This window comes from Lentimicrobium saccharophilum (assembly GCF_001192835.1).
Lineage (GTDB): Bacteria > Bacteroidota > Bacteroidia > Bacteroidales > Lentimicrobiaceae > Lentimicrobium > Lentimicrobium saccharophilum.
Genome location: NZ_DF968182.1, coordinates 1,039,345 through 1,060,406 on the forward strand (window position 1 = coordinate 1,039,345; position 21,062 = coordinate 1,060,406).

Below are 21,062 nucleotides of genomic sequence, written 5' to 3' on the forward strand. Positions count from 1 at the left end.
GTTAGGTCAGATCGTTGATTTATGTGGGCGGGACCTGCGGGGAAGCCAGGAATTGCGGGGACACAAAATAATCATTGCGTCTTTGCGACTTTGCGTGAAGTAGGTTATGCAGGTTTTATTCTTTTGAGGTCCGTGGCACGTCCCGCCTCTTGGCGGGAAAGACGCGCGCTGACCTTCTATGGTTTTGATCTATTGTGTGCTATTGCGGTTTTACTGTTCACATCGCACGGATTGTGGCAAGCGCCGGAGCCTTTCGCAAGACGCATGCCAGCATTGAATGTTCCGTGCATTCGTAGCTATTTTCTGTTTTCTGCCACCCGTCAGTATGGATGTTGCACTTTTTCATGGCTACCGGTCAGTTCCTTGTAATCATCTTCATTTACTTGACAAAGTATTGGATTTGGGATTACTTTTGCATGAAATTTTAATGAACCGGATGCAGGGATGTCCATTGCTGTTATAAAAGAAATATTGCTATATATGAAGTTGATTTACAAAGTTTTAATAAGGTCCGGACTTGTACTTCCGGCCGTTTTTATCTGTTCAGGCCTCTTTGCCCAGCCCCCTGCCGGGTATTACAGCAGCGCGGCCGGGTTGAGCGGTGAACAATTAAAAACGGCATTGTACAATATCATCAATGATCATGATGTGATCTCGTACGACGGCCTCTGGACAGCTTTTCAAACCACGGATGTTCGAACGGACGGCAAGGTATGGGACATGTATTCAAACTGTAATTTTACCTTTGTGAGCGACCAGTGCGGCAGCTTCAGTGTCGAGTGCGACTGCTACAACCGTGAGCACAGTTTTCCGCAGAGCTGGTTTGGCGGGGCATCGCCCATGTATACCGACCTTTTTCAACTATACCCCACCGATGGCAGGGTGAACAGCATCCGGGACAACTTTCCTTTCGGCACCACGGCAAGTCCCTCCATTACCACCGGCAATGGCAGTAAGCTCGGTCCGTGCAGCTATTCAGGATACAGCGGCACTGTGTTCGAACCCATTGACGAGTATAAGGGTGATTTTGCGCGTACTTATTTTTACATGGCTACGCGCTACGAAAACCTGATTGACGGCTGGTATGCCAATTCGGCGGAAGCGGATGTCGTGCTGCAGAACAACAGCTTTCCCGTTTATGAAACCTGGTTTCTGAATCTCCTGGGCGACTGGCATACCAATGACCCGGTTTCGCAAAAGGAGATTGACCGCAACAACGCGGTATATACCTTTCAGCAGAACCGTAACCCGTTTATCGATAACCCGGGTTATGTATATGAAATCTGGGGGGTGGGTGCGCCTTCGCTATTACCTGAACCCAGCAGTTATCCCACCGAATTTTCCGCCCACAGCATCCTGCTGCAATGGAGCGATGCCACCGGTTCCACGCTGCCCGACGGGTATCTGATCAGGATGAGCACTGAAGGCTTCGATGCCATTGCTCCTCCCGTTGACGGACAAAGCTACTCCGGATCATCCGATTTCACCGTTCCTTATGGCATGGGAGAATTCAGGGTGAAGAACCTGAGTGCGGATACGCAGTATTATTTTAAACTTTACGGATTTACCGGCAGCGGAGAAAGCATAAATTATAAAACGGACGGGGAAGTGCCGCAATTGATGCAGGCTACGGGGATGTAAGGGGGAGGAGAATTTAAGGATTCAAAGATTCAAGGATTTAAGAATTGACCTCGCTGAGTTCACTTCGGTCGGTTCCAAGATTCAAGGATTCCAAGATTCCAAGATTCAAGGATTCAAAGATTCTGAAGTAAGAAGTATGTAGTAATTAAATGTCTTAATAGTTTTACTCTAATGTGTCCTATTGTGGCTATTGTGGTTCAATAATATTCTGTTCAGTGTAAGGATTCCAAGATTCAAGGATTCCAAGATTCAAAGATTCCGTTAGCACTGACGTCTCGTCCGTACTCATTCAACTTGCACGCAATCCTGCCGCTGTTAAATCAGATTAGCCTCTGCGGCCCTCTGCAAAAATCCCCGGCGTTCTCTGCGGTTTTTATTACCGTAAAGGTTGCGGAGGGGTCAGGCATGGACAAGAAGACCTAACAAGTCGGAAGAAGATTTGTTAGGTCAGATCGTTGATTAATGTGGGCGGGACCTGCGGGGAAGCCAGGAAATGCGGGGACGCAAAATAATCTTTGCGTCGTAGCAGCTTGCCCCGCTGTGGTGGCGACTTTGCGCGGGGTAGGATATGCAGGCTTTATTCCGTTGAGGTCCGTGGCACGTCCCGCCTCTTGGCGGGAAAGACGCGCGCTGGCTGGCTTCCAGGATTCTCTGTTTTCTTTGTTATCCCAGTAAAGTAAGGCAGTGCGAAAAAATTTCAGCTTTCGCAAAAGCGACCTTCTAAAGTTGACCTTCCAAAACCTATTTTCAAAGAATTGGATGAAATGCTATGAAATGAAGCAATGGTCAAGTTTAGGCAGTCGTGTTGCGAAAGCGAGGCCCCGCGGCCTGAGCGGATAGAAAGAAGAAAGTCAACAGATTGTGCTGACATCACCAGGCATTGATTGGAACATCATTAGAAAGAAGGCCTGACAAGCCGGAAGAAGACTTGTTATGTCGGTTCGTTGATTGTTGTAGCCGGGCCTTGTGGAGAAGTCAGGAATTGCGGGGACGCAATATAATCTTTGCGTCGTAGCAGCTTGCCCCGCTGTGGCGGGGACTTTGCGCGGGGTAGGTTATACAGGTTTTATTCCGTTGAGGTCCGTGGCACGCGTTGGGAGGCGCGCGTCATCCGGATTCATTTCTTATATTCGTGCATTCGTGGCAATCTCCCCCGTACGCATCCGAAGGATAATCAGTATCTAAAAAAAAGAAGACCTGACAAGTTAGTAGAAAACTTGTTAGGTCAGTCCCTTGATTGTTGCGTCCAGGCCCTGCGGGGAAGTCTGGAACTACGGGGGATACAACATTATCGTTGCGTCTTTGCGACTTCGCGCGGGGCACGTATTACTTACAGTGGTTATAGCTTTACAAACCTCCGGCTAATGCTGGTCTTGCCGTCGCTGAACTGCAGCAGGTAAATGCCGGGCTTCAGGCGGCTGACATCCATCCGGTCTGTGAGATCGCGCATCTTTGTCCGCTGCAGCAGGCGGCCGTCGGCACTGAAAAGACTTACCTCGCAAGGCCCGGGCGCGCTCAGGCTTATCACTTCTCCTGCAGGGTTGGGATAAAGCGAGATATTTTCTGGCTCCGGCTGGATGGCTGTTCCGGTGGTGGGACAATTCCATGTCAGGGCGTAGCCGGCACGTTGGTTCAGCCCGTCGCTTTGCCAGCGCAGGGTAAATGTGTTGCCGGTTGACTGCAAGGCCGGCGGAACATCGCTGCCGGAAAGCGCGGCCAGCAAGGGAGCCGCCGTGCTGTTCCCGTCGTAAATCCAGAGGGAGTCAAAGCCGGCCTCCAGGCTCAGGTTTTCAAATGTCAAGGTCAGCGGGCCGGGCCAGGCCGACTGTATGGTCTCCGTGTAAGCTTCCGAAGCGCCGTAACTCCACCAGGGGCCGCCGCTGTCGTAAATGGTGTCGCTGCAGAGGCCGGCAGGCGGATTGGTGAACTTCTCCTCAATAAGGTCCCACAACTCGGGGTAACCGTTGTCGTATCCCAGCGCCCAGATCCCGATACCCCCTGCGTCCCTGCGGTTTACAAGGTCATACTTGGCATCCAGACTGCGCACATCGTCGAAAAAGCATTGCCGCCACTGTCCGGCAAAATAGCTGTAGTATGGATTGAAACTGCGATAGTCCCAGTAAAGGTTGGAAGGATTGTAATAACCGCTGCTGTTGGCCCGTATATTTCGGTATACAATGGCAGTGCCACTGCCTGTGGTATTTGCCGGAAGAGTATTGGCTGTGACCGGCCACTCACGGCCGTAGTAGGGAAGTCCGAGCAGGATTTTTGAAACGGGCACCCCCGCCGACTGGTAATAGGTGAGTGAACGGTTCACCCCGTAATTAAATGACGAGGTGAGCGGCCAGAAACCTGAAACCGGACCAGCCATGCTGCTGCCGTCCCAGTAATAATCGTAGGCCATAATCATTACCAGGTCGAGCCAGGGTGTGATGGCAGGCAGGTCGAAGGTGTTGTTCCAGTTTACCGCCGGTGCGGCAATACTCAGCTCAGCTTCGGGGATGGCAGCATGCAGTGCCTCTGATAGCTCCGTGATATAGTTGGTAAGTCCCTGCTGTTGCGAGGAAGGAACTGCTTCAAAATCGAGGTTGATGCCATGGGCGCCCCGCGAAAGGATCATACTGATCAGGTTACCTGTCAGTGTCTGCCTTGCCTGGGGGTTGCCAAAAAAGGTGGCATGCCCTGAAAAAAGGGTTACACAAAGGTGCACTTTCACCCCCCGGGCAAGCGCGGTGTCAATCACCGGGGCGGTTTCCCAGTTGCGGGTGGTAAGCGCGTTTCCGGTAGCGGGATCCACCTCGTAAGAAAAATAACAAAGGTCGCTCAGCAGCTCCCAGCGGTAGTTTTGCCAGGCGCTGCCCCCCCAGTAAGGATGATAGCCAAACACCCGTTTCTGTAGTGGTGCAGCAGAGCGCTTTTCAGTGGGAAACGCTTCAAAATGATTTATGCTGTCGTACTGTGCATCGGTGAGTGCGCCCAGCTCAGCCCAGGCTTCCGACTGCTGCTGATGGACAGAACGCTGGGCGTGAAGGGCTGGCAGCATGAAAAACAACAGAATGACAATCAACAGGTGTTTCATGGGCTGCAACATTTAAAAAAGCGGGCCCCGGACCGGACCTTTCCGGCATCAGGGCCTGCAAGATTTATTCAGTGTGTCAATGTTATTCTATAATGGTCATTTCCTGCACCAGGTGACCGGCGCCGGCCATCTTGTCGATGATAAACAGGCAGTAACGGATATCCAGACTGATGTTGCGGCATTGGTCAGGATCGTACATCAGGTCGCTCATGGTGCCTTCCCAGTTGCGGTCGAAGTTCACCCCGATCAGGTGACCGTCGGCGTTCAGCACCGGACTGCCCGAATTGCCGCCCGTGGTATGGTTGCTGGCGATAAAAGCAATCCGCATGGTGCCGTCGGGCGCAGCATAACGGCCATAGTCGCGTTGCCTGTAAAGCTCTTTGAGGCGCGGTTCTATTACATAATCGTAGATTTCCGGATCCTCTTTCTCGATGATGCCTTCCAGGGTGGTGTAGTGGCGGTAATGAACCGCGTCGCGCGGATAATAGTCGTCCACCTGCCCGTAACTCACCCTTAGGGTAGAGTTTGCATCCGGATAGAAACGGCGGTTGGGCTGATATTCCATCAACCCGAGCATATAAATACGCTGGAGGCTGTCGCGGCGGGCATAAAGTTTCTCCATTTCCGGCTGCAGGTGCTCAAAGTAATGCTGATAAACATCCCTGGCAAGCAGATAAAGGGGGTCGTTTTCGATGTGGCGGGCATGTCTGGACTTAAAGCCATTGAGCAAATCCATGGTGGCTGCCTCATTGGCAAAAATGCTCCGCGAGAATGCATCCGAAGCCCACCGGTCATAATTTGTTCCATAGGGAATGGAGGCTTTTACCAGTCCGGCAGGCATACGGACTGTTTCCTGATGGGCAAACCAGTCCTGCATCATGGCTGCAAAAACGCGCTGATCCAAAGGAGCGTGATAGTTTTTAAAGAATCCTTCTGCCGCCTGTTTCAGCTGGGCAATAATTTTCTCTGTTTCGGCTCCGTCCTTACTTTTATCTTTTGCTGCCCCGGCCAGGCGCCCGAATGCGTATGCAAAACGCATGGCTTCAATCCCAAGCGCCCCTTCAATCAGGTAGGTTTCGTCCACACTCAGTTCGGTGAGGCGGTTGTAAATGGTTTCAAATTCGGGAATAATCCGGCCATAGCGCGCGCTGCGTTCAGGTGTGGCGGAAGCCCACTGCATAAAGCCCTGCTCGAGCTGCTGTTTCTTACTGATGGCGTCCAGACGTTTGATGCCGCGGTTCTCGCCGATCATCTTTTTCCAGTAATTGGCTACCCCGGCATGCTTGGCTGAATACTGAATCCGCACCAGATCGCTCTGATTCATGTAGTTATCAAAAATATCCAATCTTTTCCCGCGCAGGCGGATGGCCGGCGGATTCTCGTGAGCAGTGATCATTTCCACGGCAAAAGAGGGGAGATATTCCTGGGTGGTTCCCGGATATCCGAAAACAAAGGTAAAGTCACCCTTTTCGGCGCCTTTCAGCGAGATGGGCAAATGGCTTTTGGGACGGTAGGGTACATTGTCGGGCGAATAATCGGCCGGTTCGTTGTTCTTGTTCACATAGATGCGGAAGAGTGAGAAGTCGCCGGTATGCCTTGGCCACATCCAGTTGTCGGTATCCCCGCCGAATTTCCCGATGTTCGAAGGGGGTGCTCCCACCAGACGAACATCGTTGTATGTCTCTGTGACAAACAGGTAGTATTCGTTTCCGTAATAAAACGGTCTCACCCTTGCATTGTAGTGGGTTCCTTCAACAGCTTCTTTTTCGATGCCGGCGATATTGGCCCTGATTTTCTCTTCTCTGGCTTTCTCGCTCATATCCGGCGTAACTCCTTCCAGTGCCCTTCGCGTCACATCTTCCATCCGGACCAGCAGGGTGACGCTCAGCCCGGGGTTGGGCAGTTCCTGTGAGCGGTCCATGGCCCAGAATCCGGTGGTCAGGTAGTCATTTTCAAGCGAACTGTGGCGCTGTATCTGGCCGTAACCACAGTGATGGTTGGTGAGGATCAGTCCCTCGTCGGAGATGATTTCTGCCGTACACCCGCGGCCAAACAGCAGTATGGCGTCCTTCAGACTCGATTTGTTGATGCTGTAAATGTCTTCGGCGCTGATGCGCATGCCCATGCTTTTCATTTCAGGCTCGTTCAGTTGCTCCAGCAGCAAAGGAAGCCACATGCCTTCAACCGGATAGGCAACGCGGAAGGTAAGAAGGAAAACGATCAGAAGGCTGGCAAATCTTTTCATAGATACGATTATGGAATTAATATTCGTTAAACAGTCTTATTGGTTGTTAAAAAGGCTTCCCGGAAGGAAGCCTTTGACAAGGCTGCTTTAAGCGATCAGCGTGCAGCGATGGTTTCAATTTCAACCAGCACGCCCAGGGGAAGGCGCACCACGCCATAGGCAGCACGGGCCGGAGGATTTTCGGGATAATACTTGCCGTAAACCTCGTTCATTGGCACAAAGTTGTCCATATCCGACAGCAGGCAGGTAGATTTGACCACATCGGCATAGCTGTAACCGGCAGCCTTCAGGATGGCGCCGATATTTTTCATCACCTGTTCAGTCTGTTCTTTGATGCCGCCTTCCACAATCTTCCCGGTGGCCGGATCAATGGGTATCTGTCCTGAAATGTAAAGGGTTCCGTTGGTTTCAATAGCCTGGCTGTATGGGCCTACGGCCTTGGGGGCATTCTCGGTGTGAATTACTTTTTTCATGATACTGGAAATATAAAGTTGGTTTTGATTTGCCTGATCAAAGGTGTTGAATCATTATCCCGGATTAGTGTTTGTTCATCGCAATGCTGATTATAAACACTTAATCGTTTAAGCATTGTTAAAAACTTAATACGGGATTATGGGTCAAAATTAATGATTTTCGGGAATTATACAGGCTTGATTTCTTTACTGCATTCTCCGCTGAAGCTCAATTTCTCAGCATAGGGTTTATGCCTGATGTCGTTAAACGGATGAAAATCAGTATTTCAGATTATTTTCTGCTGTGTCAGATGATCAGGCAGTGAAAATATGTTTGATGCATTTGCATAAACGGTTCAATAAAAGAAGAAGGATGGTCTTAAATAATCCAATCTGTGCTGCGGTACAAACGGATTATGATTATTCACCATTCAATACCTGTCTCCGGAAGGCAGTTCCGGGTGCGCTTCAGATGATCCTCCGATCTCTGATTATTTATACGTCTATGCCTGTAAAGTGTTTTTTTTTGACTTCTGCCGGTTACTTTGCGGGTTTCAGGAGATAATATATTGAATATAACCTGATTTAAGTCGATTTTTTGGTTTGCCCGTCGCATCAAAGCGACAGTAATAAGCATAAATTACGGAGAAATCCCAAGTTATTGATTCGGTCATTTTAATCTGAAATTACTTAAATACCCCCCGAAGTATGAAAAAATTCTATCTTTCATTTTTACTTTTGCTGCTCACCATATGGGCAAGCGCGCAATTCAGCGGAGGCCTGGGCACCGTTGCCAGCCCTTATCAGGTGGCCACCGTTTCCGATCTCGGCAATGTAAGGAATTATCCGGGCAGTTGCTTTATACAGACCCAGGATATTGACCTGATGGCGATCAGCAATTGGGAGCCCATCGGTGGCGGAGGTACGTCCGGAAAGTTTACCGGTCAATACAACGGTAATGGAAGAATCATATCAAATCTTACCATCAGCAAGCCCTCCATTTCCGATATCGGCCTTTTCGGGCATATCGGAGAAGGATCAGCTTCCGCTCCGGTTGTGATCCGCGATGTGCATCTCGTAAATGTGAATGTTCGCGGCGCCCGGTGTACGGGTAGTCTGGCGGGTTGCGTTACCGGAAATATCTATACCCTGATAGAAGGCTGTTCGGCTACCGGGGTGGCCGGAAAGCGCAGTGTAACGGGTGATGCATCAGCCGGAGGGCTGGTAGGATCGAACAACGGTGTTGCTGCGTCACCGGGTGGTGCCGGTAATCCTATAATTATGAGATGCTATGCCGATATAGATGTTATTTATTCCGGTGTTCAGCCCGCTCCGGGTCAGAAGGCGGAAAAGTTCGGCGGATTGACAGGATGCAACCAAAAGGGGATTATTGTGGACTCGTATGCCCGTGGCGCGGTAACCGCAAATAAAACCGGAACATGGGATGTTTATTCTGTCGGGGGACTTTCCGGGTGCATGATAAACCGGGGCGTCATCGAACGCTGCTATTCAACGGGCCAGGTGACCGGGACCGGAGCTACCGGGATTGGCGGCCTGGTGGGTAATAATACTGCAAGCGGGGATGCCGCTGACGGAACGGCAGTCAATGCTTACTGGGATACACAATCCTCAGGTATGCCGGCTTCCGCTGCCGGCAAGGGGCTCACTACAGTGCAGATGAAATCGCAAACAAACCTCAGCGGCTTCGACTTTTCGGATGTATGGCAAACAGATGCCACGAACGACGGTTATCCATCGCTGCGCGAGGTTCCCGCAACATCCTATGTTACCTGGAACGGAAGTGTTTCCGAAAACTGGAGCAATGCAGGCAACTGGAGCCCGGCGAGGTTGCCGGGAGCCCGGGATATCGTTATAATCCCCGGGGGATGCATGAACTACCCGGTTATCTATTCGGCCATTACAGGTCAGCATATCCCTGAAGGAATATCCGTACAGGAGGGGGGAAGCCTTGTCATATCCCCTTCGGGAATCCTCACAGTGCAGGGACTCTTCCTTAACGATGCAGGCGCGCAGGGATTGGTGATCACCGCTGATGAAACCGGGACCGGATCACTAATTCACGGATCAGGCAACCTGAATGCGACCACCGGACGCTTTGTATCCGCAGCCGACTGGGCATCCGACGGAAAGGGATGGCAACTGGTGTCTTCGCCGGTAGCCGCTCAACCTGTCAGCGGAAGCTGGACACCAACGGGAAGTAATAATGACTATGACTTCCTGATGCTTGACGAGAGCAGGATCAGTGATTGCTGGCTGAATCAGAAAGATGCTTCCAGCAACATCAGCACCTTTATCCCCGGTATAGGTTACTTTGCAGCATACCAGCAGGAGGGCGTAAAGACTTTTTCAGGCGTACTCAACACCGGTTCAGTCACCATGACGGGCCTTGAAAATACCAGCAACAGTGCATTTTCCGGATTTCACCTTATAGGGAACCCGTTTGCCAGCGCAATTGACTGGAATACCGGTTCATGGGTAAAAACAAATATTCCGCCTTCATCGATGTATTTATGGAGCTCATCTGAAGGGAGTTACCTGACTCTTGTCCAGACCGGGGGCCTTATCCCTGCCATGCATGGTTTTATGATCTACACCAGGGGCGACGGAACGCTGACCATTCCGGCCGATGCACGTGTGCACAGCACAGCGCCGCTGCTTAAAGGTGCTGAGGAAGATTTTATAATGCTCACAGCCAGGGATATGGAAAGTCAAACTTCCCAGTCGAGCATAATCCGGCTTGATCCCCGGGCTACCGGAGGTTTCGACGAGGATTTTGACGCGCATTTTCTGCCGGGTTTCGCACCTATGTTCTACTCGCGCACCTGGGATGCATTCCTCGCCCTGAATACCCTCCCTGAAATTAATGAACTGCTGTGTATCCCTTTCGGATTTATGAAAAACGGCGCTTCTTTATTCAACATTGAACTCACCCGGAGCATTCCCGGGGCAACCATCTACCTCACCGACCGTAAAACAAATACCGTGGTTAACCTGTCGCAATTGCCTGTTTACTCATTTTTATCAGAAGATGGTGATGATCCCGACCGGTTTCTGATCCATTTCTCCACACTTGGAACCGGTGAATTGCCTTCAGATAAACCTCTTCAGACGATTGTGCACAACGGTAGGCTTCACCTGGACGGGCTTCCCGCAGGTGCGGAGGTGAAACTTTCGAACCTCTCCGGTCAGACGCTGAAGCAGCTGAAGACCGGCGCAGCGTCTTCGGCTAGCATAAGTACTCAGGGCTTGCCTTCCGGTATTTACCTGGTCATAGTCACGAGCGACAAGGGATTCATCAGCCGGAAGGTGGTATTGTAATAACGGTTAAACCTTGTTCTGAGCCCTTATTAATTTTTTCCGGCTGGTTTCTTCATCAGGTAGAAAAAGCAGGATGAGCACGGATGTGGACGTCCGCGCTGACAAGTTAATTAGGGACCGGCCTTCCAAAAATGACGTTAAGAAAACAGGCAGCGAGTTAAACGGTAGTTATCAATCAGGAGCCAAAGGCGAACTGGTTGGTTACTACCGTTAATCCCGCTATTGCGGGAAAATAAAGAAGAAACGTTTGTGATGATGGTGGGCGTTGCACGGGTGATTTTTGTAAATAGGACTTCAGAAAAGTAAGTCAGTAACAACCTTCGTTACTTAAGCCCGACTTAATCAATAGGTTATTATTGTAACCAGCTAATAATATTGGACATATTCTTATTGATTTAGTCGGGATAATCCCGCATAGAGGCTGTTTCATTATGTGCAAACAGAATGATTACAGCCTCTTTTGCGAATACACCAAGCGGAGCGCGGTGTATTTTCAGGATTCATGCCAAAATGCTCGCCTGTTTTTAGTCATTTTTGGGAAGCCTTGACTTTTTGCTACTTTTTGGTCAAGCAAAAAGTAGAAAAAGCAAATATGGGTATAGCTTTCAGATTATGCGATTAGCATACAGAGTACAGACATGCATACCCGGGCGGGACAAGCAAGATGCATGCCCGGGCTGCAAACAGGACGGATAAGCACGGATGTGGACGTCCGCGCTGGCTGGATTATATGATTTGCTGACAGAGCACAGACCTACATGTTCAGCAGGTAACTTAATCTGGCGGGAAAAGCAGGATGAGCACGGATGTGGATGTCCGCGCTGACAGGTTTATTTGGGACCGGCCTTCCAAAAATGGCGTTAAGAAAACAGGCAGCGCGAAATAGGGAAGAAACGCCTGCGATGATGGTGGGCGTTGCACAGGTGATTTTTGTACATCGGTTTCAAGAAGAGGAAGAATGTAACAACCTTCGTTTCTTCCTGCCAAAAAGCTCGCCTGTTTTTAGCCATTTTTGGGAAGCCTTGACTTTTTGCTACTTTTTGGTCAAGCAAAAAGTAGAAAAAGCAAATATGGGTAAAGCTTTCAAATTATACGATTAGCATACAGAGTACAGACATGCATACCCGGGCGGGACAAGCAAGATGCATGCCCGGGCTGCAAACAGGACGGGTAAGCACGGATGTGGACGTCCGCCTTGCAAGGTAAAGTAATTGCAAAAAAAGAAGACCTGAATCCAATTACATTTTCATGTCCACGTAGGTGGTAAGCTTGCCCAGCATGTTCACATAGCTGCCGAATTCATTGTCGTACCAGCCGAATATTTTAGCGTGACAGACAGGGATCATGATATCCTGCGTAAGCTCAACGCCGAAGCTTCTGAGAAGGTCGGGGTTCAGCGCCATAAAACCGGTGCGGGTATGGGTCTCGATCCCTTCAATCACTACAGCGGCACGGCGGCCGATCATATCTGCGGAGACATTTTGTTTTTCGCTGAACTCCAGCATTCCGGCAAGCGGTCCATTGGCAGCTTGCAGGTAAATCTGGTTCAGGAATTCGCGGGTTACTACGGGCTCTCCAATATCATTGATGGGGGAGTGGAAAGTAATGTTCAGGATAATAAGGCTGGCTGTATTGGTAGGTATGCGCACAGAGTCGGCCATAAAGCCGATTTTTTGCACTTCAGGCAATATTTTTTCGAGTGCTTTGGCTGCCCCTGTTGAGGTGATAATGATGTTGTTGAACACCGAACGGCTTTTCCGCAAATCGGAGGTGCCGGTGGAGGGCACCGAGTCGAGGATGCTCTGGGTGCTGGTACTGGCATGAATGGTGGACATGGAAGCAGTCAGGATGGTAGAGGTCTCCGGGGTTTCGAGCAGGGGCTTGATCATATGCGAAAGTCCCGTGGTGGTGCAACTGGCTGCAGAGATAATGTGATGCTTGCGCGCGTCAAAATCAAGGTGGTTGATCCCGTATACCATCATGGAGGCATCGGCCGGCATTTTCTGGGTGGAATCCTTGATTTTGAAGGGGGCGCTGGCGATAACCTTTTCAGCCCCGGCTTCCAGGTGACCGCGCAGACTGCCTTTGGAATGATCGGCGGGCAGGGTGGGATCGAGAAACGCTCCGGTGCAGTCAACCACCAGCCTTACGTTGTGCGCCGGCCAGCTAATGTCGCGCGGGTTGCGTGCCTGCTGCAGGAACTGAACCGGCATGCCGTCGATCTCCACGAGGTTCTGATCGCTGTCAATGATACGGATTTCACATTGCTTTCCGGAATGGCCATAAAGGAATCTGCTGAGCGAGCCATAAGTGGAGTCGTTCTCTATATTGTGGAGCAATGCTTCCAGGTTTTTCCCGACCCCGCGACCCACATTTACCACAATACCTCCAAAGTGCTTATTCAGGATGTGGTTCCACAGGGTTAGTTTTCCAATACGCCCGGCTCCGTTGATGCCAAGGATGTTTTTGCCGTTCACTTTTTCCATTTCCAGTGTGTTTTATTCGGTTGGTTGTTGGTGGTTGAATTATTATATATTTGATTTACAGTGTAATAGTAATTTTCCTACGGTTTTCTTTCAGCTGATAAACATACTGAGGATAAACCATTTAACAAGGGATTTTCCCGGGTTTTCAATGATTTTTTATTCATGCAGCGCTCTTACGTTTGTTAAACAGCATGCCCCGTGTTTTTGTTGAGTGTCAGGTGCCTGATGAATGCCATTAAATTCCTCAGGAAAAGCACTGATTCGTTAATTGAAAGAAGTAAATTTTATAAAAAAGAATAACATCTGAGCGCAAAGGTAACCTGGAGGTGGGTTGAATAATCAGGAAATCAGGAAGATGATTTTTTTTGTTTGCATGAAATTTCCAACTGAAAGTGACTGACTTAGACGGGTCTCGCCTGAGTCATCCGCACACTGAATCACGGAAATCCCAGAATGGTGCAGAAGACCTGAAAAGTCATTAAGTAAGAAGACTGGTTAGGCAGTTTTAAAGAGAGAATGGTAATCCTTTGGAAAAATGGCCCGGCCGTGATAAAAGAGCCCTTTCGTCAGCTTTGCTGCATCTTTTTCCATAGCCTGTCGGCTTGTCTGCGCGCTTCCTCAAGTATTTCACCTTCATTAACCGTAATCACCTGACCGTTTCTGACAATCAGTTTTCCCTGTGCAATCACATGTTGTATATGTTTGGATTCCAGGCCGAAAAGGAAGTGACCGTAAAAATTTTCCTGGTTAAAAGGGGTGGGGGAATCGTAGTCAATTACTACCAGATTATTCTCCCTGTAACCAGTAAATCCGTTTTCTTTCAGGTAATTACCAACATTTCTGAAGCGCCGGTAGGTTTCGGCATAGTCGATGTTTTCGTGGTTCTTTCCCGAAAAAAAGGCTGCTTTGGCGCTGCGCAGCATATCGCTGTGCATGCCGTCGGTGCCAAACATAATGCGGTCGCCAAGACCTTTTGAATTGAATAATCCCACTGAATTATTTAGGTTGCTTTCCATATTCTGCACCACCCAGACCGGTGAACCGGAGAGTTGCCGCCGCTCGTATTCGTCAAGATGCAGACAGTGTGCAAGTATGGTTTTCGGGAAATCAAGGACTCCGGCCTGAGCCAGCCGGTCTATCACCCAGGTATGGTAGTTTTCCAGACAGTGGTTTTCATCTGATATATCTTCGGCCACATGCATATGAATGCCTGAATTCATTTGCCGGGCAAGGTCAACTGCCTGTCTCAGGGTTTCATTGCCGACGGTGAAGGAAGCATGCAAACCGATCAGGCCCTGCCTGCGGGAAAGGTATGTTTCGGTTTCCCTGAGTCCTTTCCGGGCAATTTCCATTCCGTCACGGTCGGAGATCTCGTAGCAAAGCAAATGGCCCAGCCCCACGGACTCAAAGGCTTCCGCGATGATTTCAAGGCTTCCTTCCACCGCAAAGGGTGATGCGTGATGATCGATGACAAAGGTTACCCCGTTTTTTGCACAGGCCAGGGCGGTCACCAGCGCGCTGGAGCGGATCATATCTTCATCCAGGGATTTGTCGAGGGTCCACCAGATGTATTGGAGAATTTCGTTGAAGTCAGCCGGGGTTTTCCTTGGCGCCCTCATGCCGCGGGCAAGTGCAGAGTAGGCATGGTGGTGGCCATTGGCAAAGGCCTGCGTGATGTATCTGCCGGAGCAGTCAAGAACAGGGTGGTTGTTAACGACCGGTATTTCATCCAAAAAACTGATCCCTTCCTCAGCACCTTCACCAGCCAGAATATGGGTTCTGGTGAAGCTGAGCGTTACCGGATCGATGTAGGTTCCGTTTGTTAATAAGACAGCCATGATTCAATGATTGAAGTTTATATGTTACCACACAGGCAAGGTCTGTTCCACCAATTTTGCCGGGAAAAGGACGAGCAGGATTTAAGAACTGTTGTGGTGAAATTCAGTTTTTCCGTCAGTAATCCGGGAGCACCTTCCTTCCCGCATCCTTCAGTTTTTAAGTTTTTTTTACCATGTCCCGGCCATTTTCCGCGAATAGGGCGACAAAATTTAAGAACTATTGTGACCTATTGTGTCTATTGTGGTGAAATTTCAGCTTTTCTGTCAGTAATCCGGGAGAGCCTTTCTTCCCGCATGCTTGAGTTTTTAAAGTTTTTTTACCACATAGGCACAATAGGACACATAGAATTCTATGTCAATGCAATCTATTGTGGTGAATTTTTGGATTCTCTGTCAAGCGGCAAAGAAAACCTCCGTTTCCCGTCGAAATCACATAGTGCGTTTGCAACCGCGGCGGCGGTAGGAACCAGTCCTATTTCACCCAGTCCTTTAGCACCGTAAGGCCCGACGGGATCTTTAACTTCCACCCCTAAAACGACGATTTCAGGCATGTCCCTGGCACGGAGAATTTTCAGGTCGCGCATTCCTTCGGAAACCAGATGTCCGCCTGTCATCGGCAGGTCTTCCGAGAGGGCGTATCCCAGTCCCATGTGCACGGCCCCTTCTATCTGTCCTTCAAACATCCGGGGGTTCATAATCTTTCCGGCGTCATGGGCCGCGTAAACAGTTTCAATCCTGCCATGCTCATCCAGCACAACAAGCTGGCTGGCATAACCATAGGCAAAATGCGTGATGACCTCCCCGGCATTGTCTCCCGGTTTGTTGGTCCAGTCGCAGGTGTAGTTGCCGTAATAACTTTTCCCTGCAAGGTCTTTCAGCTGATGACTTTCAAGGTCTTTCCTGATCCGTTGCGCTGCATCCAGAATGGCATTGCCCAAGAGGGCGGTGGCGCGGGAGGAGGTGGTCATACCTGTGGGGATCCCCGCTTTACTGTCGACTACCACTTCAACGATGGCAGGCGGGATGCCGGTTTCTTCAAACAGCATCTGAGTGGCCAGGGTATGTACGCCCTGTCCCATTTCCGTCCAGCCGTGCAAAAGACGTACCTTGTTTTCCGAAACAATTTCAATGATAACATCGCTGAAATCGGTCATGCCGTTGCCCACGCCGCTGTTCTTGATGCCGCACGCAAGGCCTTTGAACCGGGCTTTGTCGTAAAACGGCTTAATCGCTTCCAGGGTAGCGCGTACGCCAACACCTCCTCGGAGTATCTGCCCGGTGGCAGTCATCCGGCCTTCGGTCAGGGCGTTGTTGAACCTGAACTGCCAGCGGTCGAACCCGCCCTGCCGGCATAGGTCATCGATGCAGCCTTCCAGGGCAAAACATACCTGGTTGGCCCCGAAGCCGCGCATGGCCCCCGACGGGATATTGTTGGTATAAACCGTAAGCGCTTCCACTTCAACGCAGGGGATATGATAAGCCCCCGAGGCATGACCGGCCACCCTTTCCATCACTTTGGTACCAACGGAGGCATAGGCCCCGGTATCGCCGATGGCATTGAGTCTCAGGCCTGTCAGCAGACCGTTACGGTCACAGCCGATGGCCATGTCCATATAGACAGGGTGACGTTTGGGGTGCATTCGGATTGACTCCTGCCTGCTGAGAACAACCCTGACCGGTTTTTTCAGCAGCCAGGCGAAAAGGGCGGCGTGTCCCTGCACGGTAATGTCTTCTTTTCCGCCAAAGCCACCTCCCGAAGATACCAGTGTTACCCTGACTTTCTCCTCGTTCAGGCCAAGCAGTGAAGCTACCTGACGGCGGTCAACATAAATGCCCTGCCCGTTCGAAAACAGGTGCAGTCCGCTGTCTTCGGGCATTGCCAGTGCCGCTTCGGTTTCGAGGAAGGCGTGCTCTATCCGCTGGGTCTGGTAAATACCGCGGGCAACAAAGGCCGAACCAGCGATTACCGCTTCCGCATCACCTCCCCTTGAAATCCTGCAGGTTTCCAACAGATTGGATTTGCCGGGATGAACCCCGGGAGAGCCGGGCCTGATGGCTTCCTGAGGATCGGTAACGGGCGGCAGCACTTCATAGCTGACTTCGATCAGCGCGGCTGCCTGCCTTGCAGCTTCTTCCGATTCAGCGACCACCCCCGCCAGCACATCGCCAATATACCGGGTGGTTTCCCCTTCGGCAATCATCAGCGGCCAATCGTTGAAAATCAATCCGGTGTAGCGGTCTCCGGGAATGTCCTTTGCGGTGAATATCTTTACAACACCATTGACTTTCATTGCCTCCTGAACGTCTATTGCTTTGATGACAGCCTTTGGATGATCGGAGAAGCGCAGCGCCCCGAAAAGCATCCCGTCAACAAACAGGTCGTTGACGAATTTTTTCTGCCCGGTGGCCATTTCAAACGCTTCATATTTGGGATAAGCGCTGCCGACATGGGCGGATGCCGGCGGTTCTTCATTTTTTTCTTCCAAACGGAGTTTTAAAGCTGCTTCCGCGATGGCATCCACAATTTTTACATAGCCCGTGCACCGGCAAAGGTTTTGATTAAGGGCATGGCGGATCTCTTCGCGCGTGGGTTCGGGGTTCTTCTGAAGCAGGATTCTGGTGCGCATCAGAAAGCCGGGGCTGCAAAACCCGCATTGAACAGCGCCTTTTTCCACAAAGGCGCGGGCAAGCACATCCCTGATGCCGGCGGGAATGCCTTCAAGGGTATTCACAACGGTCTTGTCCACTTTTTTCATGGGGGTCAGGCACGACAGCCTGGCTTCCCCGTTGATCTCAACCATGCAGGCACCGCAGGCTCCCTGATCTGAACAACCATCCTTTACCGAGGTGATATGCTTTTCATTCCTTAGAAAATCAAGCAGTTTCTTCTCCGGGTTACCGGTGTAAGTCACATCAGCACCATTGAGGATAAAGCGTATCATAAAAGATCGGTATTTTCCTTCAGAAGGGATGTAACAGAATGAATATCAGGACTAACGGCTTCAGGGATATGCAGGAGTGGCTGAACTGATTTCAGGTCTTTCAGCCCGCTCCCGGTCAGCAGCAAGACATTTATACTGCCTTTCCCGGTTATTCCCGTTGCACAGGTCAGGAGATATCCTGCATAGGCAGCGGCAGCAGCCGGTTCAGCAAAGAGGCCCGTTTGCGCGGCCAGTTGCCGTGATGCTTCGAGGATCTGCCAATCGCTCACTTTAAGGGTTTTGCCTTTGTATTGGAGCAGGTATTTCTCCGCCATCCTGAAATTCCGGGGAATATCCACCGAAATGCTGTCGGCCAGGGTGGAGGAGGGTGTATAGTTGAACTCTTTCTTTCCTATATTGTCAACCAGGTTACTGCTGCCTTCGGCCTGTACGGCAACGATCTCCGGCATGCTGTCAGTGATTCCGGATTTCAGCATATCTTCAAAACCCTTATAGATACCGGAAATGATCACCCCGTCGCCGACCGGGACAAAGATGCGGTCGGGAATCCGGTGTCCCAGCTGGCTGTAAATCTCGAAAGCTGCCGTCTTTTTACCTTCGATGGTCAGGGGATTATAAGCTGTGTTGCGGTTATACCAGCCGAAATGTTTCGTTGCTTCGATGCTCAGGTCAAAGGCAATGTCGTAATTGCCATTCACTGGAACCAGCACAGCCCCGTACATCAGTATTTGCGTAAGTTTTGCTGCCGGTGCCGAAGCCGGGGCAAAGATTACGGCTTTCTGGCCCTGGGCTGCGCACATCCCGGCAAGGGATGAACCGGCATTGCCGGTAGAGGCTGCAACGATGGTGCTGATTTCCTGCTCTTTAGCAAAAGCGGATACCACGGCCGAAGCGCGGTCTTTGAACGAAAATGTGGGATTCTGAGAATCATCTTTAATGAAAAGTTCGTGTCCCCTGATTGCTGTTTCCCGGCCGGATATCCGGTACAACGGGGTGTTGCCGGTTCGCAGAAAGGGCAGACTTCGGGTATCGTTGAAGGGCAGAAGGTCAATAAAGCGGTTTTCTTCAAGTTTTTTGAATGTCAGTCCGCGGAGCAGCAATGGATTGTAAATGACCTTCAGGATGCCGGCAGGTGGTTGCCCGGCTTTTTGTCTGCCGGCGCATTCGCTGCAAAGGTAAACAATGCCTTCGCCGGGAATTTCTCTGCCGCAATCGTTACACTGATAGCTGAATTTTGAATTCATACAGCGTGTATTTTTCTGGTTATATTGATGCTTCTCAGGGGTGACTCCCTTGCTGCACACTTGTCATGATAGCTGCATAGCACTCTTACCACCGGCAAGACTGGTTTCTGAAGTCCGGTTTACATGTTTTTCAATACGCCTGCTTCTTCGTTAAAAGCTTCGATCATCTCATCCCATTTCTCCGCCTGGTTGAATTGTTTTTCCCAGATTTCACGGTCATACCAAAGCCGGTTCAGGTCTTCGGTTTCTTTGGCCTGCTGCTCCACCCAGGTGAAATATTTAAGGTTATGAATGGCCTTCCGGTCATAATACCCCAGTTCCCTGAGGTTGTTGCATGCCTGGCCGTATATGCACTTTTCGAAGTCTTTAGCCGCCTGCAGCATAGTGTAGGGCCCTTTTTCAGCTTCCAGTTCAGGCAGGCGCGACCGGTACATATCTGCTGAGTCGGTGGCCAGGGTAATTACTACATCATTCCTGTTCATTTCGTAATATTTGGCCGTTTTTATGGCCGACAGCAGATTCCCGATTCCTGAAATACCCAGCAGGTGAAGCTGCTCAGTGATGCCCTGGTCGAGACCGCAGGATTTCAGGTATTTGTGTCCGTCCGGCTCATTGAAAAGTCTGAAAACCCGCATGCAGTCCTCATCATCAATGGCTGTTACCATGTCGGTATTCCTGACATTGTGTACCCATGGCACATGTTTGTCGCCAATGCCTTCAATGCGGTGTCCGCCAAAGCCGTTCAGCATCAGCGTGGGGCATTGCAGGGCTTCGGAAGCCACTATTTTCATTGCCGGAAAGCGTTTTTTGAGGCGGTCACCGGCACCGATGGTCCCGGCTGATCCGGTGGCTGAAACATAGGCGGCGAGTTGACTTTTGCCGGTTTTCAGGGCATCATACACTTCTTCTATGGCCGGGGCAGTGATGTTGTAATGCCATGCCGGATTGCCGAATTCATCAAACTGGTTGAAGATCACGCAATCTGGCCGGTTTCTTCGAATATCCCAGCACTTATCATAGATCTCTTTTACGTTTGATTCACATCCGGGAGTGGCAATCACTTCGGCGCCTATATCTTCAAGCCATGAAAACCGCTCCCGGCTCATCTCCTCGGGCAGAATGGCCACTGCGGTGACGCCCATCAGCCACGAATCAAAAGCGCCCCCGCGGCAATAGTTGCCGGTAGACGGCCAAACCGCTTTGTGATATGAAGGATCAAACTCGCCGCTGATGATGCGGGGCGCCAGACAACCATAGGCCGCGCCAACCTTATGTGACCCTGTGGGGAAATACTTGCCGATCAGCATGATAATCCTCGCATCAACCCCCGTAAGTACCGTGGGTAGTTCCAGAAAGTTGACCCCACCAAACAACCCGCCGCTTTCCACCGGTTCGTTCTTCCAGGTAATGCGAAAGAGGTTCAGGGGATGGAGATCCCAAAGACCAATATTTTTCAGAGAATCTTTAATCTTCCCGGGAATAAGCTCCGGATTGCGCATTTGAGCAAATGTGGGCAGGATAATCTGCTTTTCACGGAAACGATCAATGGCTTTCCGGCGCGAAACAGCATTAACTACACGGTCGGTAACAGGAATCATAGAACACAATTTTACACAAAGTTAAAAATGTAAATCTGTTATAGATGCATAAGGAGGCCTTTTTAACACAGATATTTATAAATGAATTCTGGGATGAATGCTTATGGGTAAACCTGGACATAAAGTCATGCCGGCCGGCGATTGCTTCGTGGTTCCTGTTACAGGCCATTGGCCGGATGTATGAATTTTCGTTATAAG

The 21,062-nt window shown here is 50.4% G+C and carries 11 protein-coding genes; 3 read left to right on the forward strand and 8 right to left on the reverse strand.

Features of this window, described 5'->3' with window-relative positions; genetic code table 11:
- Window positions 1-480 precede the first annotated feature (480 nt).
- Window positions 481-1,641: an endonuclease gene (locus TBC1_RS03740; RefSeq protein WP_201781627.1), complete on the forward strand. Its 1,161-nt coding sequence runs from the start codon at window positions 481-483 to the stop codon at window positions 1,639-1,641.
- Between the two features lie 1,339 nt (window positions 1,642-2,980).
- Here the strand turns inward: TBC1_RS03740 and TBC1_RS03745 are convergent.
- The 3 genes from TBC1_RS03745 to TBC1_RS03755 form a co-directional block, all read right to left on the reverse strand.
- Window positions 2,981-4,720 carry a glycosyl hydrolase family 18 protein gene (locus TBC1_RS03745; protein ID WP_062038720.1) on the reverse strand — a complete coding sequence of 580 codons (1,740 nt, stop codon included), beginning with the start codon at window positions 4,718-4,720 and terminating at the stop codon, window positions 2,981-2,983.
- An 82-nt stretch (window positions 4,721-4,802) separates the two neighbouring features.
- The gene (locus tag TBC1_RS03750; RefSeq protein ID WP_062038723.1) at window positions 4,803-6,965 is read right to left on the reverse strand and encodes a S46 family peptidase; all 2,163 of its coding nucleotides are present in this window, start codon (window positions 6,963-6,965) and stop codon (window positions 4,803-4,805) included.
- 95 nt (window positions 6,966-7,060) lie between these two features.
- Window positions 7,061-7,438 carry a RidA family protein gene (locus TBC1_RS03755; RefSeq protein ID WP_062038727.1) on the reverse strand — a complete coding sequence of 126 codons (378 nt, stop codon included), beginning with the start codon at window positions 7,436-7,438 and terminating at the stop codon, window positions 7,061-7,063.
- A gap of 687 nt (window positions 7,439-8,125) precedes the next feature.
- Between TBC1_RS03755 and TBC1_RS03765 the strand changes: the two genes are divergently transcribed.
- Together TBC1_RS03765 and TBC1_RS03770 are read left to right on the forward strand one after the other, a co-directional pair.
- Complete coding sequence (locus tag TBC1_RS03765; protein ID WP_062038733.1) at window positions 8,126-10,756, forward strand: T9SS type A sorting domain-containing protein; 2,631 nt, start codon at window positions 8,126-8,128, stop codon at window positions 10,754-10,756.
- A gap of 812 nt (window positions 10,757-11,568) precedes the next feature.
- Window positions 11,569-11,856 carry a hypothetical protein gene (locus TBC1_RS03770; protein ID WP_137305409.1) on the forward strand — a complete coding sequence of 96 codons (288 nt, stop codon included), beginning with the start codon at window positions 11,569-11,571 and terminating at the stop codon, window positions 11,854-11,856.
- Window positions 11,857-11,994: 138 nt separating this feature from the next.
- On the opposite strand, the gene TBC1_RS03775 is transcribed toward TBC1_RS03770, so the two are convergent.
- From TBC1_RS03775 to TBC1_RS03795, 5 genes are all read right to left on the reverse strand, one after another.
- Window positions 11,995-13,242 carry a glyceraldehyde 3-phosphate dehydrogenase NAD-binding domain-containing protein gene (locus TBC1_RS03775; RefSeq protein ID WP_062038739.1) on the reverse strand — a complete coding sequence of 416 codons (1,248 nt, stop codon included), beginning with the start codon at window positions 13,240-13,242 and terminating at the stop codon, window positions 11,995-11,997.
- Between the two features lie 566 nt (window positions 13,243-13,808).
- Entirely contained in the window at window positions 13,809-15,080 is a 1,272-nt protein-coding gene (locus TBC1_RS03780; RefSeq protein WP_062038742.1) for an amidohydrolase family protein, read from the reverse strand.
- A gap of 365 nt (window positions 15,081-15,445) precedes the next feature.
- Complete coding sequence (xdh, locus tag TBC1_RS03785) at window positions 15,446-18,022, reverse strand: selenium-dependent xanthine dehydrogenase (RefSeq protein ID WP_062038745.1); 2,577 nt, start codon at window positions 18,020-18,022, stop codon at window positions 15,446-15,448.
- Window positions 18,019-19,266 (reverse strand): threonine synthase, encoded by a 1,248-nt coding sequence (thrC, locus tag TBC1_RS03790; protein WP_082189469.1) that lies wholly within the window; start codon window positions 19,264-19,266, stop codon window positions 18,019-18,021. The genes xdh and thrC overlap by 4 nt, the downstream gene beginning before the upstream one ends.
- A gap of 119 nt (window positions 19,267-19,385) precedes the next feature.
- The gene (locus tag TBC1_RS03795) at window positions 19,386-20,864 is read right to left on the reverse strand and encodes a pyridoxal-phosphate dependent enzyme (RefSeq protein ID WP_062038748.1); all 1,479 of its coding nucleotides are present in this window, start codon (window positions 20,862-20,864) and stop codon (window positions 19,386-19,388) included.
- Between the last annotated feature and the right edge of the window lie 198 nt (window positions 20,865-21,062).